The organism is Bradyrhizobium sp. T-1 (assembly GCF_053592855.1).
Genome location: NZ_CM132115.1, coordinates 3,042,740 through 3,061,390 on the forward strand (window position 1 = coordinate 3,042,740; position 18,651 = coordinate 3,061,390).

The 18,651-nt window shown below is 65.7% G+C and carries 12 protein-coding genes; 8 read left to right on the top strand and 4 right to left on the bottom strand.

Features of this window, described 5'->3' with window-relative positions; genetic code table 11:
• Positions 1–23: 23 nt before the first annotated feature.
• A complete protein-coding gene (locus tag ACWAT4_RS14500; RefSeq protein WP_449730824.1) occupies positions 24–1,220 on the top strand; it encodes an MFS transporter in 1,197 nt (398 codons plus the stop codon).
• On the opposite strand, the gene dgcA is transcribed toward ACWAT4_RS14500, so the two are convergent.
• Positions 1,190–2,185, bottom strand: a complete 996-nt coding sequence (dgcA, locus tag ACWAT4_RS14505) for an N-acetyl-D-Glu racemase DgcA (protein WP_449730825.1) — start codon at positions 2,183–2,185, stop codon at positions 1,190–1,192. The two genes, ACWAT4_RS14500 and dgcA, sit on opposite strands and share 31 nt — an antisense overlap.
• A gap of 134 nt (positions 2,186–2,319) precedes the next feature.
• Here dgcA and ACWAT4_RS14510 point away from each other — a divergent pair, with 134 nt between their 5' ends.
• From ACWAT4_RS14510 to ACWAT4_RS14520, 3 genes are read left to right on the top strand one after another with little or no spacing between them, the layout of a single operon-like run.
• Positions 2,320–3,453, top strand: a complete 1,134-nt coding sequence (locus ACWAT4_RS14510) for an MlaE family ABC transporter permease (RefSeq protein WP_212301184.1) — start codon at positions 2,320–2,322, stop codon at positions 3,451–3,453.
• Positions 3,454–3,455: 2 nt separating this feature from the next.
• Positions 3,456–4,235 carry an ABC transporter ATP-binding protein gene (locus ACWAT4_RS14515; protein WP_449730826.1) on the top strand — a complete coding sequence of 260 codons (780 nt, stop codon included), beginning with the start codon at positions 3,456–3,458 and terminating at the stop codon, positions 4,233–4,235.
• Entirely contained in the window at positions 4,235–5,119 is an 885-nt protein-coding gene (locus ACWAT4_RS14520; protein ID WP_449730827.1) for an MlaD family protein, read from the top strand. The genes ACWAT4_RS14515 and ACWAT4_RS14520 overlap by 1 nt, the downstream gene beginning before the upstream one ends.
• Before the next feature lie 498 nt (positions 5,120–5,617).
• On the opposite strand, the gene ACWAT4_RS14525 is transcribed toward ACWAT4_RS14520, so the two are convergent.
• Together ACWAT4_RS14525 and ACWAT4_RS14530 are read right to left on the bottom strand one after the other, a co-directional pair.
• The gene (locus tag ACWAT4_RS14525) at positions 5,618–6,055 is read right to left on the bottom strand and encodes a type II toxin-antitoxin system VapC family toxin (RefSeq protein ID WP_449730828.1); all 438 of its coding nucleotides are present in this window, start codon (positions 6,053–6,055) and stop codon (positions 5,618–5,620) included.
• Positions 6,052–6,354, bottom strand: a complete 303-nt coding sequence (locus ACWAT4_RS14530; protein WP_249149350.1) for a hypothetical protein — start codon at positions 6,352–6,354, stop codon at positions 6,052–6,054. The genes ACWAT4_RS14525 and ACWAT4_RS14530 overlap by 4 nt, the downstream gene beginning before the upstream one ends.
• A 204-nt stretch (positions 6,355–6,558) precedes the next feature.
• Between ACWAT4_RS14530 and ACWAT4_RS14535 the strand changes: the two genes are divergently transcribed.
• The 4 genes from ACWAT4_RS14535 to ACWAT4_RS14550 all read left to right on the top strand — a co-directional run bounded on the left by ACWAT4_RS14535 (position 6,559) and on the right by ACWAT4_RS14550 (position 12,615).
• The gene (locus tag ACWAT4_RS14535) at positions 6,559–6,735 is read left to right on the top strand and encodes a DUF3311 domain-containing protein (protein ID WP_212301179.1); all 177 of its coding nucleotides are present in this window, start codon (positions 6,559–6,561) and stop codon (positions 6,733–6,735) included.
• The gene (mctP, locus tag ACWAT4_RS14540) at positions 6,725–8,215 is read left to right on the top strand and encodes a monocarboxylate uptake permease MctP (protein WP_212301178.1); all 1,491 of its coding nucleotides are present in this window, start codon (positions 6,725–6,727) and stop codon (positions 8,213–8,215) included. The genes ACWAT4_RS14535 and mctP overlap by 11 nt, the downstream gene beginning before the upstream one ends.
• Positions 8,216–8,413: 198 nt before the next feature.
• Entirely contained in the window at positions 8,414–11,965 is a 3,552-nt protein-coding gene (locus ACWAT4_RS14545) for a hybrid sensor histidine kinase/response regulator (protein WP_449730829.1), read from the top strand.
• 2 nt (positions 11,966–11,967) lie between these two features.
• A complete protein-coding gene (locus tag ACWAT4_RS14550) occupies positions 11,968–12,615 on the top strand; it encodes a response regulator (RefSeq protein WP_212446571.1) in 648 nt (215 codons plus the stop codon).
• A gap of 76 nt (positions 12,616–12,691) precedes the next feature.
• Here ACWAT4_RS14550 and ACWAT4_RS14555 read toward each other — a convergent pair whose 3' ends face one another.
• The gene (locus tag ACWAT4_RS14555; protein WP_449730830.1) at positions 12,692–18,439 is read right to left on the bottom strand and encodes an apolipoprotein A-IV repeat region-like domain-containing protein; all 5,748 of its coding nucleotides are present in this window, start codon (positions 18,437–18,439) and stop codon (positions 12,692–12,694) included.
• Between the last annotated feature and the right edge of the window lie 212 nt (positions 18,440–18,651).

Genomic DNA, 18,651 nt, shown 5'->3' on the forward strand with positions numbered 1-18,651 from the left:
TCGACCGAATCGCAATTGGTTTGATGCCACCCGAATCACAAATCCCCACACCAGCATCGGTCAGGCGGCGATTTGCCGTGAGTCTTGCGCTGTTCTATTCGGCCGTGTTTGCGGTATCGGGCACGCATCTGCCGTTCTTCCCGGTCTGGCTCAAGGCGATCGGCGTCGACGCTTCCTGGATCGGCCTCATCAACGCGCTGCCGTCGCTCACGCGCTTCACCACGCTGCCGCAGATCACGGCCTTTGCCGAAAAGCGACACGCGATTCGCGCCGGCATCATGATCTCGGTGCTGGCCACCGCGATCGGCCTTGCGGCCCTCGGTCTGCAGCAACAGCCCCTGGCGCTGTTCCTGATCTACGCGCTGACCTGCGTGATGTGGACGCCGACGACACCGCTCACCGATGCCTATGCCCTGCGCGGCGTCGCGCATTACGGGCTCGATTACGGACCCTTGCGGCTGTGGGGCTCGGCGGCGTTCGCTGCCGGCTCGCTGGCCTGCGGTTATCTCGTCGACGTCATCGCGGCGCGCCACCTGATCTGGATCATCGTCGCGTGGGCGGTGGTTGCGGTCCTCGCCAGCCTGTTGCTGCGGCCGCTCGACGATGTCAGGCGCAAGGCGACGGAGACGGTTGCGGGCAAGGCCTTGTTGCGCGATGGCGGCTTCTGGGCCGTGATCGCTTCGGCGGCGTTGATCCAGGGCAGTCATGCCGCCTATTACATATTCTCCGCCATCAACTGGCAGCTCCAGGGTCTGAGCGGGCTGACCATCGCGGCGCTTTGGACCCTGGGCGTGATCGCCGAGATCGTCGTCTTCGCGCTGTCGCCGCGCTTCTCGCTGCATCCCTCATCGCTGATGGCGGTCGGCGGCTTGAGCGCCGTGCTGCGCTGGATCGTCACGGCGCAAGAGCCGCCGCTGGCGCTGCTTGCGATCGCACAACTCAGCCACGGTCTCACATTCGGGATGACCATCGTCGGCACCATGAATCTGCTGGTGCAGCGCGTGCCGTCGCATCGGGTCGCGCGCGGGCAGGGCTACCTCGCAGCCTGCAGCGGATTGTTGGGGGCCGTGACTTCGATCGCCTCAGGCGCGATCTACGCTCGCATCGGCGACAACCTCTATTACGTCATGGCCGCGATGGCGGCGGCCGGTGCGCTTGTCATCTGGTCGGCGCGGCACCGGCTCAAGGCTCATCCCCAGAGCGAGGCGTCAGGCGGATAGACCAGGCTCTCGTCATAGCGCAGCCCATGATCGCGATCGCGCGCCAGCAGCAAGGGGCCGTCGAGATCGACGAAGCGCGCCTGCGGCGTCACCAGCATCGCGGGCGCCATCGACAGCGAGGTCGCGACCATGCATCCGATCATGATCTCGAAGCCGAGCGCCTGCGCGGCGTCGGCCATGGCCAGTGCCTCGGTGAGGCCGCCGGTCTTGTCGAGCTTGATGTTCACGGCGTCGTAGCGGTCGCGCAGGGGTGCCAGCGAGCCACGATCATGCACGCTCTCGTCGGCGCAGACCGCGAGCGGCCGCTTGATCCTCGCCAATGCGTCGTCCTTGCCGGCCGGCAGCGGCTGCTCGACCAGGGTGACGCCGGCGGCGGCGCAGGCGGCGAGATTTTGCTCCAGATTGACCTCGGTCCAGGACTCGTTGGCGTCTACGATCAGTTCCGACTCGGGCGCCGCCTTGCGCACCGCCGCGATCCGCTGGCCATCGCCATCGCCGCCGAGCTTGATCTTGAGCAGCGGCCGGTGCGCCGCCTTGGCGGTCGCGGCCGCCATGGCGTCCGGTGTCCCTAACGAGATCGTGTAGGCGGTGGTCCGCTCGCCGGGCATTGGGCGGTCCAGCAGGTTCCAGACCCGCCGGCCGGCCGCCTTGGCCTCGAGGTCGATCAGAGCGCAATCCAGCGCATTGCGGGCCGCTCCAGGCGGCATGGCGGCCTGGAGAGCCTGCCGTGTCAGCCCGCTCGCCACGGCCGCCTCCATGGCCTGGATCGCAGCCAACGTCGCCGCGGGGGTCTCGCCATAACGGGGATAGGGCACGCACTCGCCGCGGCCGGTCAGGCCGTTTTGGCTCACTTCGGCCACGACCGTGACGGCCTCGGTCTTGGCGCCCCGGCTGATGGTGAAACTGCCGGCGATGGGAAATCGCTCGATTCGCGCGGCGAGGGCAGGAACTTTGCTGGAAGTCATTTTGAACTCTGGCGAAATCTGAACCTGCTGGTTACCTCTAGCAACTAACATTAACCAGTTGGGGATACCTTTTCCGGGTAAGGGCGTGTGCGCAACTATCTGATTTCCTCCGCCCCGCGACGGGAGCGGACATCTTGAACGGCGATCCCAAGCTGGAACGGATTGCCAAGGGCAATGCGCTGGCTCTGTGCGCGACCGGAACCTGGACCGCGAGCTTTGCGCCGGCCCTGGAGCGCTTGGTGGCCGACGCCGAGAAGCTCGCCGGCAGTTCGCAAAGCATCTTCATCGACGTTTCCGAGGTCGCCAAGCTCGACACTTTTGGCGCCTGGCTGATCGAGCGGCTGCGCCGCAGCCTGACGCAAGGCGCCGTGGAGGCGCAGATCGCGGGGCTGTCGGCGAACTATTCGAGCCTCGTCGACGAGGTACGCCGGGTCCGCGCGACCGCGGTGGTCGAGACCTCCACCATTACCATCTCCGGCATGCTGGAGCAGATCGGCCGCACGGTCGCCGGCATCGGCGGCACCATCGCCGGCCTGATCGACATGCTCGGTGCGGTGCTCGCGGCGGGCGCGCATGTGCTCATCCATCCGCGCTCGTTCCGCTTGACCTCCACCGTGCATCACATGGAGCAGGTCTGCTGGCGCGCGGTGCCGATCATCGTGCTGATCACCTTCCTGATCGGCTGCATCATCGCGCAGCAGGGCATCTTCCACTTCCGCCGGTTCGGCGCCGACATCTTCGTCGTCGACATGCTCGGCGTGCTGGTGCTGCGCGAGATCGGTGTGCTGCTGGTCGCGATCATGGTCGCAGGCCGCTCCGGCAGCGCCTACACTGCCGAGCTCGGCTCGATGAAGATGCGCGAGGAAATCGACGCGTTGCGCACCATGGGCTTCGACCCGATCGAGGTGCTGGTGCTGCCGCGCATGCTGGCGCTGGTGCTGGCGCTGCCGATCCTTGCCTTCCTCGGCGCCATGGCTGCGCTCTATGGCGGTGGGCTGGTCGCCTGGCTTTACGGCGGCGTCGATCCCGAAGCCTTCCTATTGCGCCTGCGCGATGCGATCTCGATCGACCATTTCATCGTCGGCATCGTCAAGGCGCCCGTCATGGCGGCGGTGATCGGCATCGTCGCTTGTGTCGAAGGCCTCGCCGTGCAGGGCAGCGCGGAATCGCTTGGACAGCACACGACTGCGTCGGTGGTGAAGGGCATCTTCTTCGTGATCGTCATGGACGGCGTGTTCGCCATATTCTTCGCCTCGATCGGAATGTGACGATGGCAGGCGACATTCAAAATCCCATCATCCGTGTCCGTGACATCACCGTGCAGTTCGGCGCGACGCGCGTGCTCGACGGCCTCGACCTCGACGTCAAGCGCGGCGAGATCCTCGGCTTCGTCGGTCCCTCCGGCGCGGGCAAGTCGGTGCTGACGCGCACCATCATCGGCCTGGTGCCGAAGGTCGCGGGCTCGATCGAGGTGTTCGGCGTCGATCTGGACTCGTCCAACACGTCGCAGCGCCGCAACGTCGAGCGGCGCTGGGGTGTGCTGTTCCAGCAGGGCGCGCTGTTTTCCTCGCTCACGGTGCGGCAGAACATCCAGTTTCCGATGCGCGAATATCTTCGCGTGTCGCAGCGGCTGATGGACGAGATCACCATGGCCAAGCTCGCGATGGTCGGCCTGAAGCCCGAGGTGGCCGAACGTTTCCCCTCGGAACTTTCCGGCGGCATGATCAAGCGCGTCGCGCTGGCCCGTGCATTGTCGCTCGATCCGGACCTCGTGTTCCTGGACGAGCCGACCTCGGGCCTCGATCCGATCGGCGCCGGCGACTTCGACGAGCTGGTCAGGACGCTGCAGCGTACTTTGGGGCTGACGGTTTTCATGGTAACTCACGACCTCGACAGCCTTTACACAGCTTGCGACCGCATCGCCGTTTTAGGGAACGGTAAGATCATTGCGGCAGGGTCGATCGCCGACATGCAGGCCTCGCAGCATCCCTGGCTGAGGCAATATTTCCATGGCAAGCGCGCCCGCGCGGTGATGAGTTGGAGCACCTGATGGAAACGCGGGCGAACTACGTATTGATCGGATCCTTCACGTTGGCGGTGATCGCGGCTGCGATCGGCTTCGTGCTGTGGTTCCAGTCGCTGCACACCACCAAGCAGCGCAGCCCCCTGCGCGTCGTGTTCGAAGGCCCGGCGGCGGGCCTGCGCAACGGCGGCAGCGTCAATTTCAACGGTATCCGGGTGGGTGAGGTGGTCTCGGTGAAGCTCGACAATCCGCGGCGGGTTGTCGCACTCGCCATGGTCGAGAACAACGCCCCGATCCGCAAGGACACCCTGGTCGGCCTCGAATTCCAGGGCCTGACCGGCGTCGCCGCGATCTCGCTCAAGGGTGGCGAGGAGGCCGCGCCTCCGCCGCCGCTCGACGAGGACGGCATTCCGACGCTGATGGCCGATCCGAACAAGCTTCAGGATGTCACCGAGGCGATCCGCGGCACGCTGCAGAACATCAACAAGATCGTCGCCGACAATCAGGAGTCGGTGAAGAACTCGCTGAAGAATCTGGAGACCTTCACCAACTCGCTCGCGCGCAACTCCGAGAAGATCGATGGCGTGATGGCTAAGGTCGACGGCGTGATGCTCAAGGCCGACAGCCTCATGCTCGGCCTCAACTCGCTCGCCGGCGGCAAGGACGGCGGCGAGCTGTTCCTGACGGTCAAGTCGATCCGCGAACTCGCCGAGGATTTCGACAAGCGCTCCGGTGCGCTGATGACCGATGGCCGCCGCACCCTCGGCGACATCAGCCGCGCCGTGAACAACTTTGATCGCAATCCGACCCGCGTCCTGTTCGGCGCCAGCAACAGCGCGCCGGCAGCGGCCGCGCCGCCGCCAGCCGAGCCGCCGAAACCGGCACCGGCCGCGAGCGGCAGGCGGCAGTAGCGCGTATCGATTAAGCGGATCATGCCGACGCTGGCGCGGTTGTCGCCTACTAGTCGGGGATATCGATGTTCAAATCAATTGCGATCTGAAGCTCAGCCATTCCGCCCAGAAGCTGACGATCAAGGCTTTCGCCAGTATGTTTGTCGCAGAACCAGCCAACGAAAAAAACTAACTCTGCCGCCTGTAGATGTCAGCTTTCGTAGAGTGCGCCGGTGTGGCTTGAGTCGGGCCAAGGCGGCCTGCATTTGCCTAGCGAATCCTTCGCGCCGACTTTCGCCGAAATCGATCGAGCAATAGGATTCTGTGCGAACGCCGCCAATCCTTGTCCCCCTCGGAGTCTGCCGCTTTTCGCCCGCTTTCCAGAGGAATTCGGGTTTGAGGCCGAGAGCTTTGCAAACCAAAAAAGGTCGCGCTCAGGGTGCCTTATTTGTAGAGACAGTTTCGTACGCTGATGTTTCATTGGCCCAGGGGGCACTTGGCGTGATGGTGATGTCGGCGCTAGTCCACCTTGCGATTGCGCAGCGGATTCACGAATTTCAGCCCCGCGAAATCTTTCTCGTTGTCGGTCACAACAATGCAGCCATTGGCTTCGGCCACGGCGGCGATGATCATATCGAGGGCGCTACGGGGCCTTCCGATTGTTGTACCACGCGCCATAAGGCGCGCCCAAATCAGACTCGCTTGCTCGTCAAAAGCCAGCACGCGCCCCGCGAAAAGCAATGGTGGTCCTTCGGGGCCGGCAAACCAGGTCTCCAATGCGCTCCGCTTTTTCCCCGCCGGCTTTTCCAAAATGCCTCGCCGGATCTCGCCGATCGTCAAGGCTGAGACGAACAGATCATCATCGTTCTGTTCGGCTAGCCACGCCAAGAGCACCGGCGACGGGCTCGGCTTCGCGACATTGCTGATAATATTGGTGTCGAGGACGTACCTTGTCACAGGTCAACCTTGCGACCCGTTACGCGCGCGCGCTTGACTTCGAGATCGGTCCCGACAAGCGGCGAGCGTCGCAGCGCCGCAAGGATACCACCCTTCTTGGGAGGTTCCGTTGCTATTGTTTGATGCAGCGTAGAGCGTAGTCGTTCGGCGTTGGTACCATCTTCGGCGAGTTGCTTGGCGAGGGACCGGATCAATTCGCGGTCGGTATCGAGCCCGAGCACCTCGAATCGCGCCATGCCGCGCTTAGTCAGGCGGGCCCGGTAATTTCGAAGTGCTCTTTTTTGGGCTGTGTCGGCCAAGGGCGCTCTCCATGCTCCATTTCTGGAAATATAGCCAGAAATAGGTCGGACTGCAAACTGATCCGTCGCAGGCGACGATACGAAAGTATGGGGGTCTGGCCGAGCCAAGGTAGGGGGCGGGCCGGCGGGCGATGTCAGCTATATCGCGCTCAAGGTGCGCCTCACGAAAAGCGCGCCGACTTCACTCACAGGGGAGGCGAGAGCGTGATACGTCTGTTGCTGTTGTTGCCGTTCATCGGCCTGATGATCGTGCCGTTCTACAATATCCGGGAGCCGCATCTGTTCGGTTTTCCGTTCTTCTACTGGTATCAGCTCGCCTGGGTGCCGCTGACCTCGCTGCTCACCTACATCGTCTACAGGAGCGCACGCCGTGCTGACTAATGTCGATAGCGCGGCGTTCGCCGTATTCCTCGCTTTGTTCACCCTCGTCACTGGCATGGGCTTCGTCGCCTCGCGCTGGCGCAAGCCGGAGACTCTCGCCCATCTCGACGAGTGGGGCCTGGGTGGCCGCAAGTTCGGGACCTGGATCACCTGGTTCCTGGTCGGCGGCGACTTCTACACCGCTTACACCGTGATAGCCGTGCCTGCGCTGGTTTACGCGGTCGGCGCCTACGGATTCTTCGCGCTGCCCTACACCATCATCGTCTATCCCTTCGTGTTCGCGGTGATGCCGGTGTTGTGGAAGGTGGCCAAGGAGCGCGGCTATGTCACCGCGGGCGACGTGGTGCGGGGTGCCTATGGTTCGCGTGGGCTTGAGCTTGCCGTCGCGGCAACGGGCGTGCTGGCGACGATGCCCTACATTGCGCTTCAGCTGATCGGCATGGAAGTGGCGATCAAGGCGCTCGGGCTGAGCGGCGAGGTGCCGCTCGTTCTCGCCTTCCTGGTGCTGGCGCTCTACACCTATTCTTCGGGTCTGCGCGCCCCGGCGCTGATCGCCTTCGTCAAGGACATCATGATCTACATCGTGGTGATCGCGGCGATCGCGATCGTGCCGTCCAAGCTCGGCGGCTACGGCGCGATCTTCACGGCGGCGGATGCCGCGTTTGCGGCGAAGGGCTCGGGCGGCATCCTGCTGTCACCGGCGCAGATCGTGCCCTACGCTTCGCTGGCGCTGGGCTCGGCGCTCGCCGCCTTCATGTATCCGCACACGCTGACCGGCATCTTCGCGTCCTCAGGTGGCAACACCATTCGCAAGAATGCGATGCTGCTGCCGGCCTACACGCTGCTGCTCGGCCTGTTGGCGCTGCTCGGCTATATGGGCCATGCAGCGGGGCTCAAGCTCGCGAGCAACAACGATGTCGTGCCGGAGCTGTTCAAGACGCTGTTTCCGAGTTGGTTCGCAGGCTTTGCGTTCGCGGCGATCGCGATCGGAGCGCTGGTGCCGGCAGCCGTCATGAGCATCGGGGCCGCCAATCTGTTCACCCGCAACTTCTGGAAGGTGTGGGTCGATCCGAAGGTGACGCCGGCAGGCGAGGCCAAGGTCGCCAAGATCACCTCCATGCTGGTGAAGGTCGGCGCGCTGCTCGCCATCCTGCTGATGCCGACGCAGTTCGCGCTCGACCTGCAGCTGCTCGGGGGCCTCTGGATCCTGCAGACGCTGCCCGCCCTGGTGTTCGGCCTCTACCTGAACTGGTTCTCGAGCACGGCGCTGCTGGCCGGCTGGGCCGTCGGCCTTGCGGGCGGATCGTGGCTGGCCTGGTCGGATGGGCTGAAGCCGTTGCACGGTATCGACTTCGGCGCCGGCAAGGTTGCAATCTACACCGGCTTGCTGGCGCTCGCGCTCAACATCGTGGTCGCCGTTGTGGTCAACCTCGTGCTCAAGGGCCTGCCGCAGGCCCGCCTGTCGCGCGAGGCGGCCTGACGTCAAGCATCGATCGGCGGCCGGACATCTGGCCGCCGATCCCGAACTTGCCTTCCGCGCGATCGAAAGCTCTAGATTCTTGTTCTGACGCGTTTTCTTTACGCGAACCGGTCTCCACTTCGCTGGAAAACGCTCTACTATTCGCCCGCGTTCCGGACCTGTTGATGGGCGGGCGGATCGATCTCGAGTGAGGATGTCTTGCAGGCGTGGTTCGTTCTCGCGGTCGCAGCCGGCTATGTGACCATGCTGTTCCTGATTGCCTGGTGGGGCGATCGGCGGAGCGTGGATGGACCGCTGGTCTCGCCGAAATCCTGGGCGGCGGCGGTCAGCTACTGCCTGACGCTGGCGGTCTACAACACCTCGTGGAGCTTCTACGGATCGGTTGGCCGCGCCGCCACGAGCGGGCTGGACTTCGCCACGATCTATATCGGCCCGACGCTGGTGCTGCTGTTCGGCCAGCCGCTGCTGTCCAAGGTGATCGCGATCGCGAAAGCCCAGAACGTCACCTCGATCGCCGATTTCATCGCCGCGCGTTATGGCAAGAGCCAGGTGCTTGCGGCCTTCGTCACGCTGGCCTCGCTGCTTGGCGTGCTTCCCTATATCGCGCTTCAGCTCAAGGCCGTCGGCAAGAGTTTTGACTATCTGATCCTTCAGCCTGAGCGCGCCGGCGGCGAGGCATTGCGGTTCTGGCAGGACTCGGCATTCGGCGTCGCCGCGTCGATGGCGCTGTTTGCGATCGTATTCGGCGTCCGCCATGTCCACGCCAGCGAGCATCATCGCGGCTTGATGCTGGCGATCGCCTTCGAGAGCGTGGTCAAGCTGGTCGCATTCCTGATCGTGGCGCTGTTCGTGCTGTTCGGCCTGTCCGGCGGTCCGGCCACTCTGCTGTCGCAGTTTCATTCGGATCCGCAATTGGCCGGGATCCTGACCTTCGACCCCACGCAGCCGGTCTGGCCCTCGACGATCATCATCTCGGCGATCGCTTTCCTGTGCCTGCCGCAGGCGTTCCATGTCGCGGTCGTCGAGAACGAGAGCCCCGGTCACACGCGCGCCGCGGCGTGGCTCTACCCGACCTATCTTGCGCTGTTCAGCCTGCTGATCCTGCCGATCGCGGCCGCCGGACTTTCGAGGTTCGGTGCGATGATGGACCCCGACACCTACGTCATCTCGCTGCCGATTGCGGCCAATGCGGGGACCATCAGCCTGATCGCCTTCCTGGGCGGGCTGTCGGCCGCCACCGGCATGGTGATCATGACCTCGGTCGCGCTGAGCACCATGCTCTGCAACGACGTCATCATGCCGCTGCTGCTACGTTCGCGCTTTTTCGGTCTGCGTGCGCATAGCCGGCCGGTGACCTCGGTGCTGATGACGGTGCGCAGGCTCTCGATCCTCGGCATCCTGCTGCTGGCCTATCTGATGCACCGCCTGGTCAACCAGGCCTATCCGCTCACCGTGATCGGCCTGTTGTCGTTCGTCGCAGTCGCGCAATTCGGACCGGCGTTCGTCGGAGGCCTGTTCTGGCAGCGCGCCAACAAGATCGGCGCCTCGGTCGGGATCGCGGCCGGATTCTTCATCTGGGCCTATACGCTGCTGCTGCCTTCGGCCGCACCGCTATGGCCGGCCTTCGAGGAGATCGTTCGCCACGGCCCGTGGCAGCTCGCTCTCCTCAAGCCAAACGCGCTGTTCGGGCTCGAAGGACTCGATCCGATCTCGCATGCGACGCTGTGGAGCCTTGGCGCCAACCTCGTCTGCTTCCTCGCGCTCTCGGTGCTGGGACGGCAAACCACCGTCGAGCGCAATCAGGCTGCGGCATTTGCCGATGGCGTCGTCCGCGACACCGTGCCGAAACTATCCTCTCGCGTGGTCGTCCGGCTCGACGATCTCCGCGCGCTTGCCCGGCGCTTTGTCGGCGCGGAGCGCGGGGAGGCGGCCTTCGACGGCTATCTTGCAGCGCGCATGTCGGGCACCGGGCCGCGCCTCGACCCATCGGGCCTGGTCGATCTCGACTCGATCCGCTTCACCGAAAATCTTCTCGCCGGCGCGATCGGCGCAGCATCGGCGCGCGTGGTGATCGCGTCGTCGCTGGAAGGGCACTCGCTGTCGCGGCGGGCGGCGATGGCGATGCTGGACGAGGCTTCGGAAGCCCTGCGCTTCAATCGCAGCCTGCTGCAAAGCACGCTCGAGAGCGTGCCGCAGGGCATCTGCGCTTTTGATGCCGATTTCAACATCACGGCATGGAACGGGCGGTTCATCGCGCTGCTCGACCTGCCGCCGGATTTCGTACGCGTCGGCCTTCCGCTCGCGGAGCTCATTGCTTTCAACGTCGAGCGCGGCGAATACGCCGCGTCCGAATTCGCGGCGCTCCTGGTCAATCGCGATGTCGCAGCCCAAAGCTGGCCCTATCTGTACGAGCGCAAGCGGCCGGACGGCACGGTGCTCGAGATCGTCTACGATCGCGTCGCCGAAGGCGGCTATGTCTCGACCTACACCGACGTGACCGAGCGTCACCGCGCCGCGGAAGCCTTGCGGCGCGCCAACGAGGATCTGGAGCTGCGTGTCCGCGAGCGGACCGAGGCGCTCGAGCAGGCCAAGGCAGAGGCCGAGCAGGCCAATCTCGGCAAGACCCGCTTCCTGGCGGCAGCGAGCCACGATCTGCTGCAACCGCTGAACGCGGCGCGCTTGTTCCTGTCGGCGCTCGACGAGAGCTTGCATGCGTTGCCGCAAGCCGGCGCGGCGGAGAAGGAGCGGACCCTGGCGGGCAGCGCCATCACCGCTCTGCGCTCGACCGAGCATGTGCTCGACAGACTGCTCGATATCTCCTCCTATGATGCCGGCGCGGTTCGTGCCGAGCCGTTCGATTTTCCGATTGCGGATCTTCTCGTGCAGTTGAACGTGGAATTCTCCGCGATGGCGCGTGAGCGGGGGCTCGTGCTCCGCGTCGTCGATTGCCGACTCGCGGTGCACAGCGACCCGCATCTGTTGCGCCGCATTCTGCAGAACCTGCTGTCGAATGCACTCCGCTACACGCCCAAGGGACGCATTCTGCTCGGCTGCCGGCGGCGCGGAGGCGATCTGCGGATCGAGGTTCGGGATACCGGTATCGGCATCGCCGCGGCAGACCAGAAGCGGATCTTCGAGGAGTTCCAGCGCCTGGCGCCCGGATCCGAAAAGGGGCTGGGTCTCGGGCTCGCGATCGTCGATCGCGTCTCGCGGCTGCTGGGGCATCCCGTCGATGTCCGTTCGCGCCCGGGACACGGCTCATGCTTTGCCGTCACGGTGCCGCTCGCGCATGGACCCGGAACGCCGCTCCAGCGCAAGGCGGCGGTAGCGGCTCCGGCCGCGACGGAGCAGCCCCTGACGATCCTGTGCCTGGACAATGATGCGACGATCCTGGACGGCCTGACGGCGCTGCTCGGCACCTGGGGCCATCGCGTGCTGGCAGCAACGGAGGCCGCCAGCGCGATGGCTGTGGCTGCGGCGGACCCGCCCGACGTCGTGCTGCTCGACTACCATCTCGTTGGGGAAGGCACCGGCTTGGACTTCCTCGACGATCTCAGGCAGAAGTCGGGACGCAGCGTCCGCGCACTCGTCGTCACCGGAGATCGCAGCGAGCCGGTACGCACGGAGGCGCGGGCGCGCGGTTGCGAGGTCCTGTCGAAGCCGGTCAAGCCGGCAGCGCTGCGGCGTTTCCTCGGCGGCGAAGCCTTGACCCGGCAGTACGGGACGAAACAGGGAGCCTCTTCGGCGTAACCATGCGCATCCTTATCGGCGACGATCATCCGCTGGTGCAGGCCGCCTTGCGCAGTGCGCTGTCGAGCGTGCTGCCCGATCTCGACATCGTCGCCTGTCAGTCCCTCGACGAGGCCGTGAGCGTGCTCTCGGCCCAGTCGGACGAGATCGACCTCATCCTGTGGGACCTGACGATGCCGGGCATCCAGGGGTTTGCCGCGCTGTTCATTCTGTCGGCGCAATTCCCGACGGTGCCGGTTGCGATCATCTCGGCGCGGCAGGACGCCGCCACGATCCGCCGCGCCATCGCCTATGGCGCATCCGGCTACATCCCGAAATCGCTCAGCCTGCCCGAGATGGCGGATGCGATCACCAAGATCCTCGCCGGCGAGATCTGGATGCCGCCCAATGTCGGCGGCCGCGGCTCGATCCACAGTGCCGATGTCGAGCTCGCCGCACGCATGGCCTCGCTGTCGGCGCAGCAGCTGCGCATTCTCGCGATGATCGTCGAGGGCAAGCTCAACAAGCAGATCGCGGGTGAACTCGACATCGCCGAGCAGACAGTGAAGGGGCATGTCTCGACCATCCTGCGCAAGCTCGGCGTCGGCTCACGCACCCAGGCCGCCGTCCTGGCCGAGCGGCTGTCGTTCGGACAGCCCGGCGGGACCTGAGGTCGCACCGTCAAAAACAAAGCGGAGGCCGTGAGGCCTCCGCTTTCATTTGCAGTCGCTATTCGCGAGCCCTGTCTTATCCCAGCCGTCCCGCCGCATGAGCGAGCAGGGTGTAGACCAGACCCGTCTCCGAGGTCAGGTGGCTGCGCAGCTCCTGCGGGCCGCGGCCGTCGCGGGCGACTTCGTCGAGCAGGCGCTCGAACTCGCCGATGTAACGGTCGACCGTGCCCTTGAAGTTGCGGTCGGCGCGATACTTGCGGGCGACCTCGTCGAAGGCCTTCTGGCCGGCGGGTGTGTACAGGCGCTTGGTGAAGGCCTTGTTCTCGCCGCGCTGGTAGCGGTCCCACATCTCGGCGGCGAGGTTGCGGTCCATCAGCCGGCCGATGTCGAGCGACAGCGATTCCAGCGGATTGCTGCCAGCCTGTGGGGTCTGTGGCTGCGGAGCGGGTGCCGCCTGGCGGCCGCGCGGGGCCTCACGTCCGGCCGGAGCAGCCTGGTTGGCGTCGGTGCGGTTCAACAGATCCGACAGCCAGCCGTCACGGCCCTGGTCGTTGCCGCCGGGTGCGACTGGCGGAGCCTCGGTGCGGCGCGAGGAGGCGGGCATGCCGAGGTCCGGCGGCGGCAGCGTCGAGGCGCTGCCGGTGTCGCGCATGCGGGTCTCGGTGCCACGACTGCCCGCGGTCGCCATCATCGGCTCTTCCTGGCGCTGGACGGCGACAGAAGCGCGGCCCGTCGTGGTGACGTCGAGGCCGCGGCCGTGCTGGGCCACGATGCGGTTGAGCTCGGCGAGCGCCTCGATCTGGTCGACGATCACCTTGCGCATTTGCGCGGTGCTTTCGGCGGCCTCCTGCGGCATCTCGAGCACGCCGCGGCGCAGCTCGTTGCGGGTGGCCTCGAGCTCGTTGTGCATCTCGAACGCCATCTGCTTCATGCTGGAGACGAGGTTACCGAACTTCTCAGTCGATTGCTTGAACATCGCATCCGCCTCGTCGGTCGTCTGGCGGTAGATGTCGTGCATGGCCTCGATGGTCTGACGGTGCTCCTCTTCGGAGGCCGACCGCACCGCCTCGAACTGGCGGGTGATGGCGGCAGAACCTGCGCCGGCGGTCTCCGCGACCACGCGAGCGATGTCGCGGGCACGCTCTTCGGCCGCAGCGAGCGACTCATCGAGCAACCCGGTGAAGCGCGACAGGCGCTGATCGAGATCGGTGGTGCGCAGATCGATGGTGGTGACGAGCGATTCCAGCGCCGCCTTGCGTTCGGCAAGCGAGGCGGTGGTGTTCTTGTTGCTCTGCTCGACCACCTGTGCGGCATCGACCAGCGCCTTGCCGTGCGCATCGAACTGGGTCGACAGCTCGCCGAGATCCTGCAGCGCCTTCGTGGTCTTGGAATTGAACACGTTGAGCTGGTCTTCCAGGTTCTGCGTCGCAGCGCCGTTGCGCGAGGTGACATCGTTCATCGCCGAGACGAAGTCGGCGACGCGCGTCACCAGCGCCCGCTCGAGCGAGTTGAGGTTGTCGTGCGCACCGGTCAGCACCTCCTGGAGGAGGATGTTGCCTTCGCGCAGGCGCTCGAACAGGGCGACCGTGTCGGTGCGCAGGATCTTGCTGGTTTCCTGCATCTCGGTGACGGCCGCGATCGAGACCTGACGAGACTGGTCGATCGCCGCGCGCGAGGCCTGCTCGAGGTCCTTGAGCGATCTGCCGACCGCGCTGGTCGCGACCTCGCTCGCCGCGTTGATGGTGCGGGCGACCTCGTTCCCGTTGCCCATCATGGTCTGCGAGAAGGCCGTGCCGCGCGTCTCGATCGACTTCAGCGCGTCGGAGGTGACGCGGTCGATGTCGAGCGTGAGCTGGCTGGTCTTCGAGCCGATCGCATCCACGAGCGAGCCGCGCTTGGCGTCGATCATGTTCGAGAGACGGTCGGCCTGCTGCTGCACGTAGGTGACGATCTCGTCGGTCTTGCCGGTCATGGCCTGGCCGAAGCTCGAGCTGGCGGCGAGCACCGAACGCTCGACATCGGCGGAGCTCGACTTGACCCGCGAGCTCGCCTCGTTGGAGGCGGAGATCAGCGCGTTCTGGGCGTTGAGCGCGCTGGTCTGGATGTCGTTGGTCGCGTTCGACGTGGCCGTGCTCAGCGCGCGCTCGATCTCGGTCGAGATCGTGCGGATCTGGCTCGCGGCGTCCGCCGAGGTGGAGGTCAGCGAGGTCTGGGCCTCGCGGGCGCTGTTGAGGATGGTCGAGGCGGTGTCGGCGCCGACCGCGGTCAGCGTGCGCTCGATGTCCGTCGTCAGCGACTTGATCTGGCTCGCCGCATCGGTCGACGCGGTGATCAACGTGCCCTGCGCCTCGCGCACGCCGCTGGTGAGCGCCTCGATGGTGGCGCCGCCGGCGGTCGCCAGCGCGCGCTGCATCTCGGCTGCGAGCGAACGGACCTGGCCGGTCTGCTCGGCCGAAACCGCGAGCAGGGTGCTCTGGGCGTCGCGGGCACTCGCCGTGATCGTCTCGGCGGTGGTCTGCCCGACCTGCGACAGCGAGCGATGCACTTCGGCCGCGAGCGACTTGACCTGGCTCGCCGCATCCGAGGACGCGTTGACCAGTGTGCTCTGGGCCTCGCGCGCGCCGGTCATGATGGTCTCGGCCGTCGAGGTGCCCGCCATCGAGAGCGAACGCTGCACGTCGGAGGACAGCGCCTTGATCTGGTTGGCGGTCTCGGTCGAGGCCGCGATCAGCGTGCCCTGCGCATCCCGGGCGCCGGCGGTGATCGATTCCGCCGTGGAGGTGCCGGCCAGCGACAGCGAGCGCTGCACGTCGGCGGTGAGCGTCTTGACGTGGTTGGCTGCGTCCGAAGAGGCGGTCACGAGCGTGGTCTGCACCTCGCGGGCGCCGGCCAGGATTGAGGCCGCGGTGGCCGAGCCGGCTGCGGACAGCGTGCGCTCGACGTCGGCCGCGAGCCCCTTGATCTGATTGGAAGCATCGCCTGAGGCCGCGACCAGGGACGACTGCGCCTCGCGGGCGCTGGTCAGGATCGAGTTCGCAGCACCGGTGCCGACCGCAGTCAGCGCACGCTCGACCTCGGAGGAGGTCATCTTGAGCTGGGCGTTGACATCGGAGGCAGTCGTCTTGAGCTGAGCGTTGACGTCCGAGGAAACCGTCATCAGCGACTGCTGCGCCGTGCGCGCACCGGTCTGGATCGTCTCGCTGGTGTTGACCACGAGGTTGGTCAGCGAGCGCTCGGCGTCCTCGACATGCGAGCGGATCGCGGTCGAGATCATCTCGGCGCGCGACATCATGTCCTCGCTGGCCTGGCGGCCGCTGCTCTCGATGCGGCCAGCGACGGCCTCGACACGGGAGCCGAGCAGGTCTTCGAACTGAGCCACGCGGACATCGATGTCGTTGGCCACCGATCCGACCTTGGTCTCGAGCGTCTGGTGGATGTCCTGGAAGCGCGCCGTGACCGTGTCGGTCAGGAGCATGCTGCGACCGTCGATCAGTTCGCCGACGCTGGTGATACGGCGGTCGACCGCCTCGATCGCCTGCGCCGTGCCGTCCGTGAGCGTCGAGGTCAGGAGGGTGAGGCGGGTGTCGATCGACTGCACGGCCTGCGAGGCGCCGTTGGTCAGCGCACTTGTCAGATAGGTCAGGCGGGAGTCGATGGATTCGAGCGCCTGCGTCGCACCGCCGGTCAGGGTGGTGGTGAGGTGGGTCAGGCGGGTATCGATCGACTGGATCGTCTGCGAGGCGCCGTCGGTCAGCGTCATCGTCAGGTTGGTCAGGCGGGAGTCGACGGATTCGAGCGCCTGCGCCGCGCCGCCGGTGAGCGTCGTCGTGAGGTGCGTCAACCGCGTATCGATCGACTGGATAGCCTGCGCCGCACCATCGGTCAGCGTCGTGCTGAGCGCATTGAGGCGCCCGTCGATGGTCTCGGTGACGGATTTCGCACGGGCGTCGAACGACTGCTCGAGCGCGCCGACGCGGCCGCCGAGCTGCTCGTCGAAGGTCTTGATGTGGCCTTCGATCGTGCCATCGAGGCTGGCGATCTTGCCGTTCAACGAGGCGTCGAAGTGGGAAACGCGTTCGCCGATCGTGGTCTCGAACTGCAGCAGGCGCTGGTCAAGAATGGCCGTGATCTCGCCGCCGTTGGAGGTGAAGCGAGTGTCGAAATTGTCGACATAGGTTTTCAGCGACTCATGGATATCGTGGGTTCGCTGGCCCATGCGCTCGACGATCTCACCGCCGAAGGTCTTCACGGTGCGGTCGAACTCGGAGATGTGGCGTGTGATCAGGGCGCCCAGCGTGCCGGAATCGCGGGCGAATTTCTCGACCAGCTCGGAACCCTGGTTCTTCACCAGCTCGTCGAACGCGCTCATCTGCAGCGACAGCGAGTCGTGCGCGGTCTCGGTCTGGCTGACGACCTTGGCGACGAGGGTGTTGACGGTGGCGTCGAGCGCTTCGCTGGCCTTGTCGCCGGAGGTCATGATCTGGCCGGCGAGGCGGTTGCCGGCGTCGTCGATCTTGGCAGAGAGGTCGTTGGAGCGCAGCTCGAGCTCGAGCAGCAGCGAGTCCGACGAGTTCTTCAGGCTATCGTGCACCTGCTCGGTGCGCTCGGAGATGCCGTCGACGATCGCGGCGGAACGCTGCTCGAACTCGCCGGTGATGCGGTCGATGCGTTCATTCAGCATCTCGTGGACGCGGTCGGCGAGATCGACGAACTCGTCGTGGACGTGGCCGGTCTTGAAGTTGAGGCTGGTGGTCAGCCGCTCGCTGGCGTCGAGCACCGCGCGGGTGGTCTCGGCGCTGGCCTCCTCGAGGCGGTCGAGCAGATCGCCACCGCGCTCGCCGAGCGCCAGGATCATGTTGTCGCCGGCATGGCTCAGTGCGCCCGTGATGTGGGCGCCACGCTCTTCCAGCGCGCCGGTGATGGATTTCGCGACCTCGTCGACGCGCGAGGCGATCGCGTCCGAGATCAGCGCGATGTCGTGGCGAAGGTCGATCTGCACGCCGGAAATGGCGCTGCGGACCTGCTCGGCCTGGCCGACCAGGTTGTCGCGCTGATGTGCGATGTCCTGGAGCAGGGCGCGGATGCGGACTTCGTTGTCGGAATAGGCGCGCTCCAGCGCTGCGACCTCGTTGGCGACCAGCGTCTCGAGCTCGCCTGCGCGCGCGATCGCACGCTCGATGCCATCGCCCATCGCCGCAACCTCGCGACGGATGGCCTGGCCGACGGTGACCATGGAATCGGACGCCGAGCCTTCCGGCTCGGAGAAGCGGATCGCGACCTGTGCCATCGCCTGCGCGACCTGGCTCATCTGCTGGCCGCGCCAGACCAAGCTGGCGAGGAAGTAGAACAGCATGATGGGCGCGAAGAACATCGTGGCGAGGCCGGCGATGGCCAGCACGCCGCCGCTCTCGCCCATGGCGGCCCGGATCGAAGGCAGGAAACCGACCGTCAGCGCGGCGCAGGCTGCAAGCCAGACGACGGTGAAGATGGTCGCGCCCGTATAGATGTTGCGGGCAGGGCGGCCGGTCTGCAGCGCCTGAAGCAATTGCCCGATGGTGGCGCGGTCGTCGTTGGCGGCGCGGCGCGACGAACGTGGTTCCTCGATCGGATCGAACACGGCGCGCTCGTTGGCGGCTGGGCGCGGCTCGAACCCGGGCTCGTCGAACACGGGAGGTGCCGGCGGCGCGACCGGGGGCGCCGTTTCGTTGCGCATCGATGCGTTGCGGCTGGTATCTGCCGCCGTATCGCTGATGTTGAGGGCTTCCTGGATCGCAGAAAGCGCAACTTCTGTGGGGTCTTTGACCTTCTTGGGAGTATTGGCCATGTTCAGTCCGAGCCCTCGTTACTTGTACGCGTCCCCCCGCGAGCCCTGCGCGCTACGCAAGCCCACAGTCCGGATCATGCCGCTTGCGCGGATCTCCGAGCCATCCCCACCCGGACGGCTTGTCCGCCAATTTCCGCAACATCCTATTGGCAGAGCGTCGCGAATGAAATGCCCGCGATTAAGACAATCTTAATCATCGTTAACAGGATCGC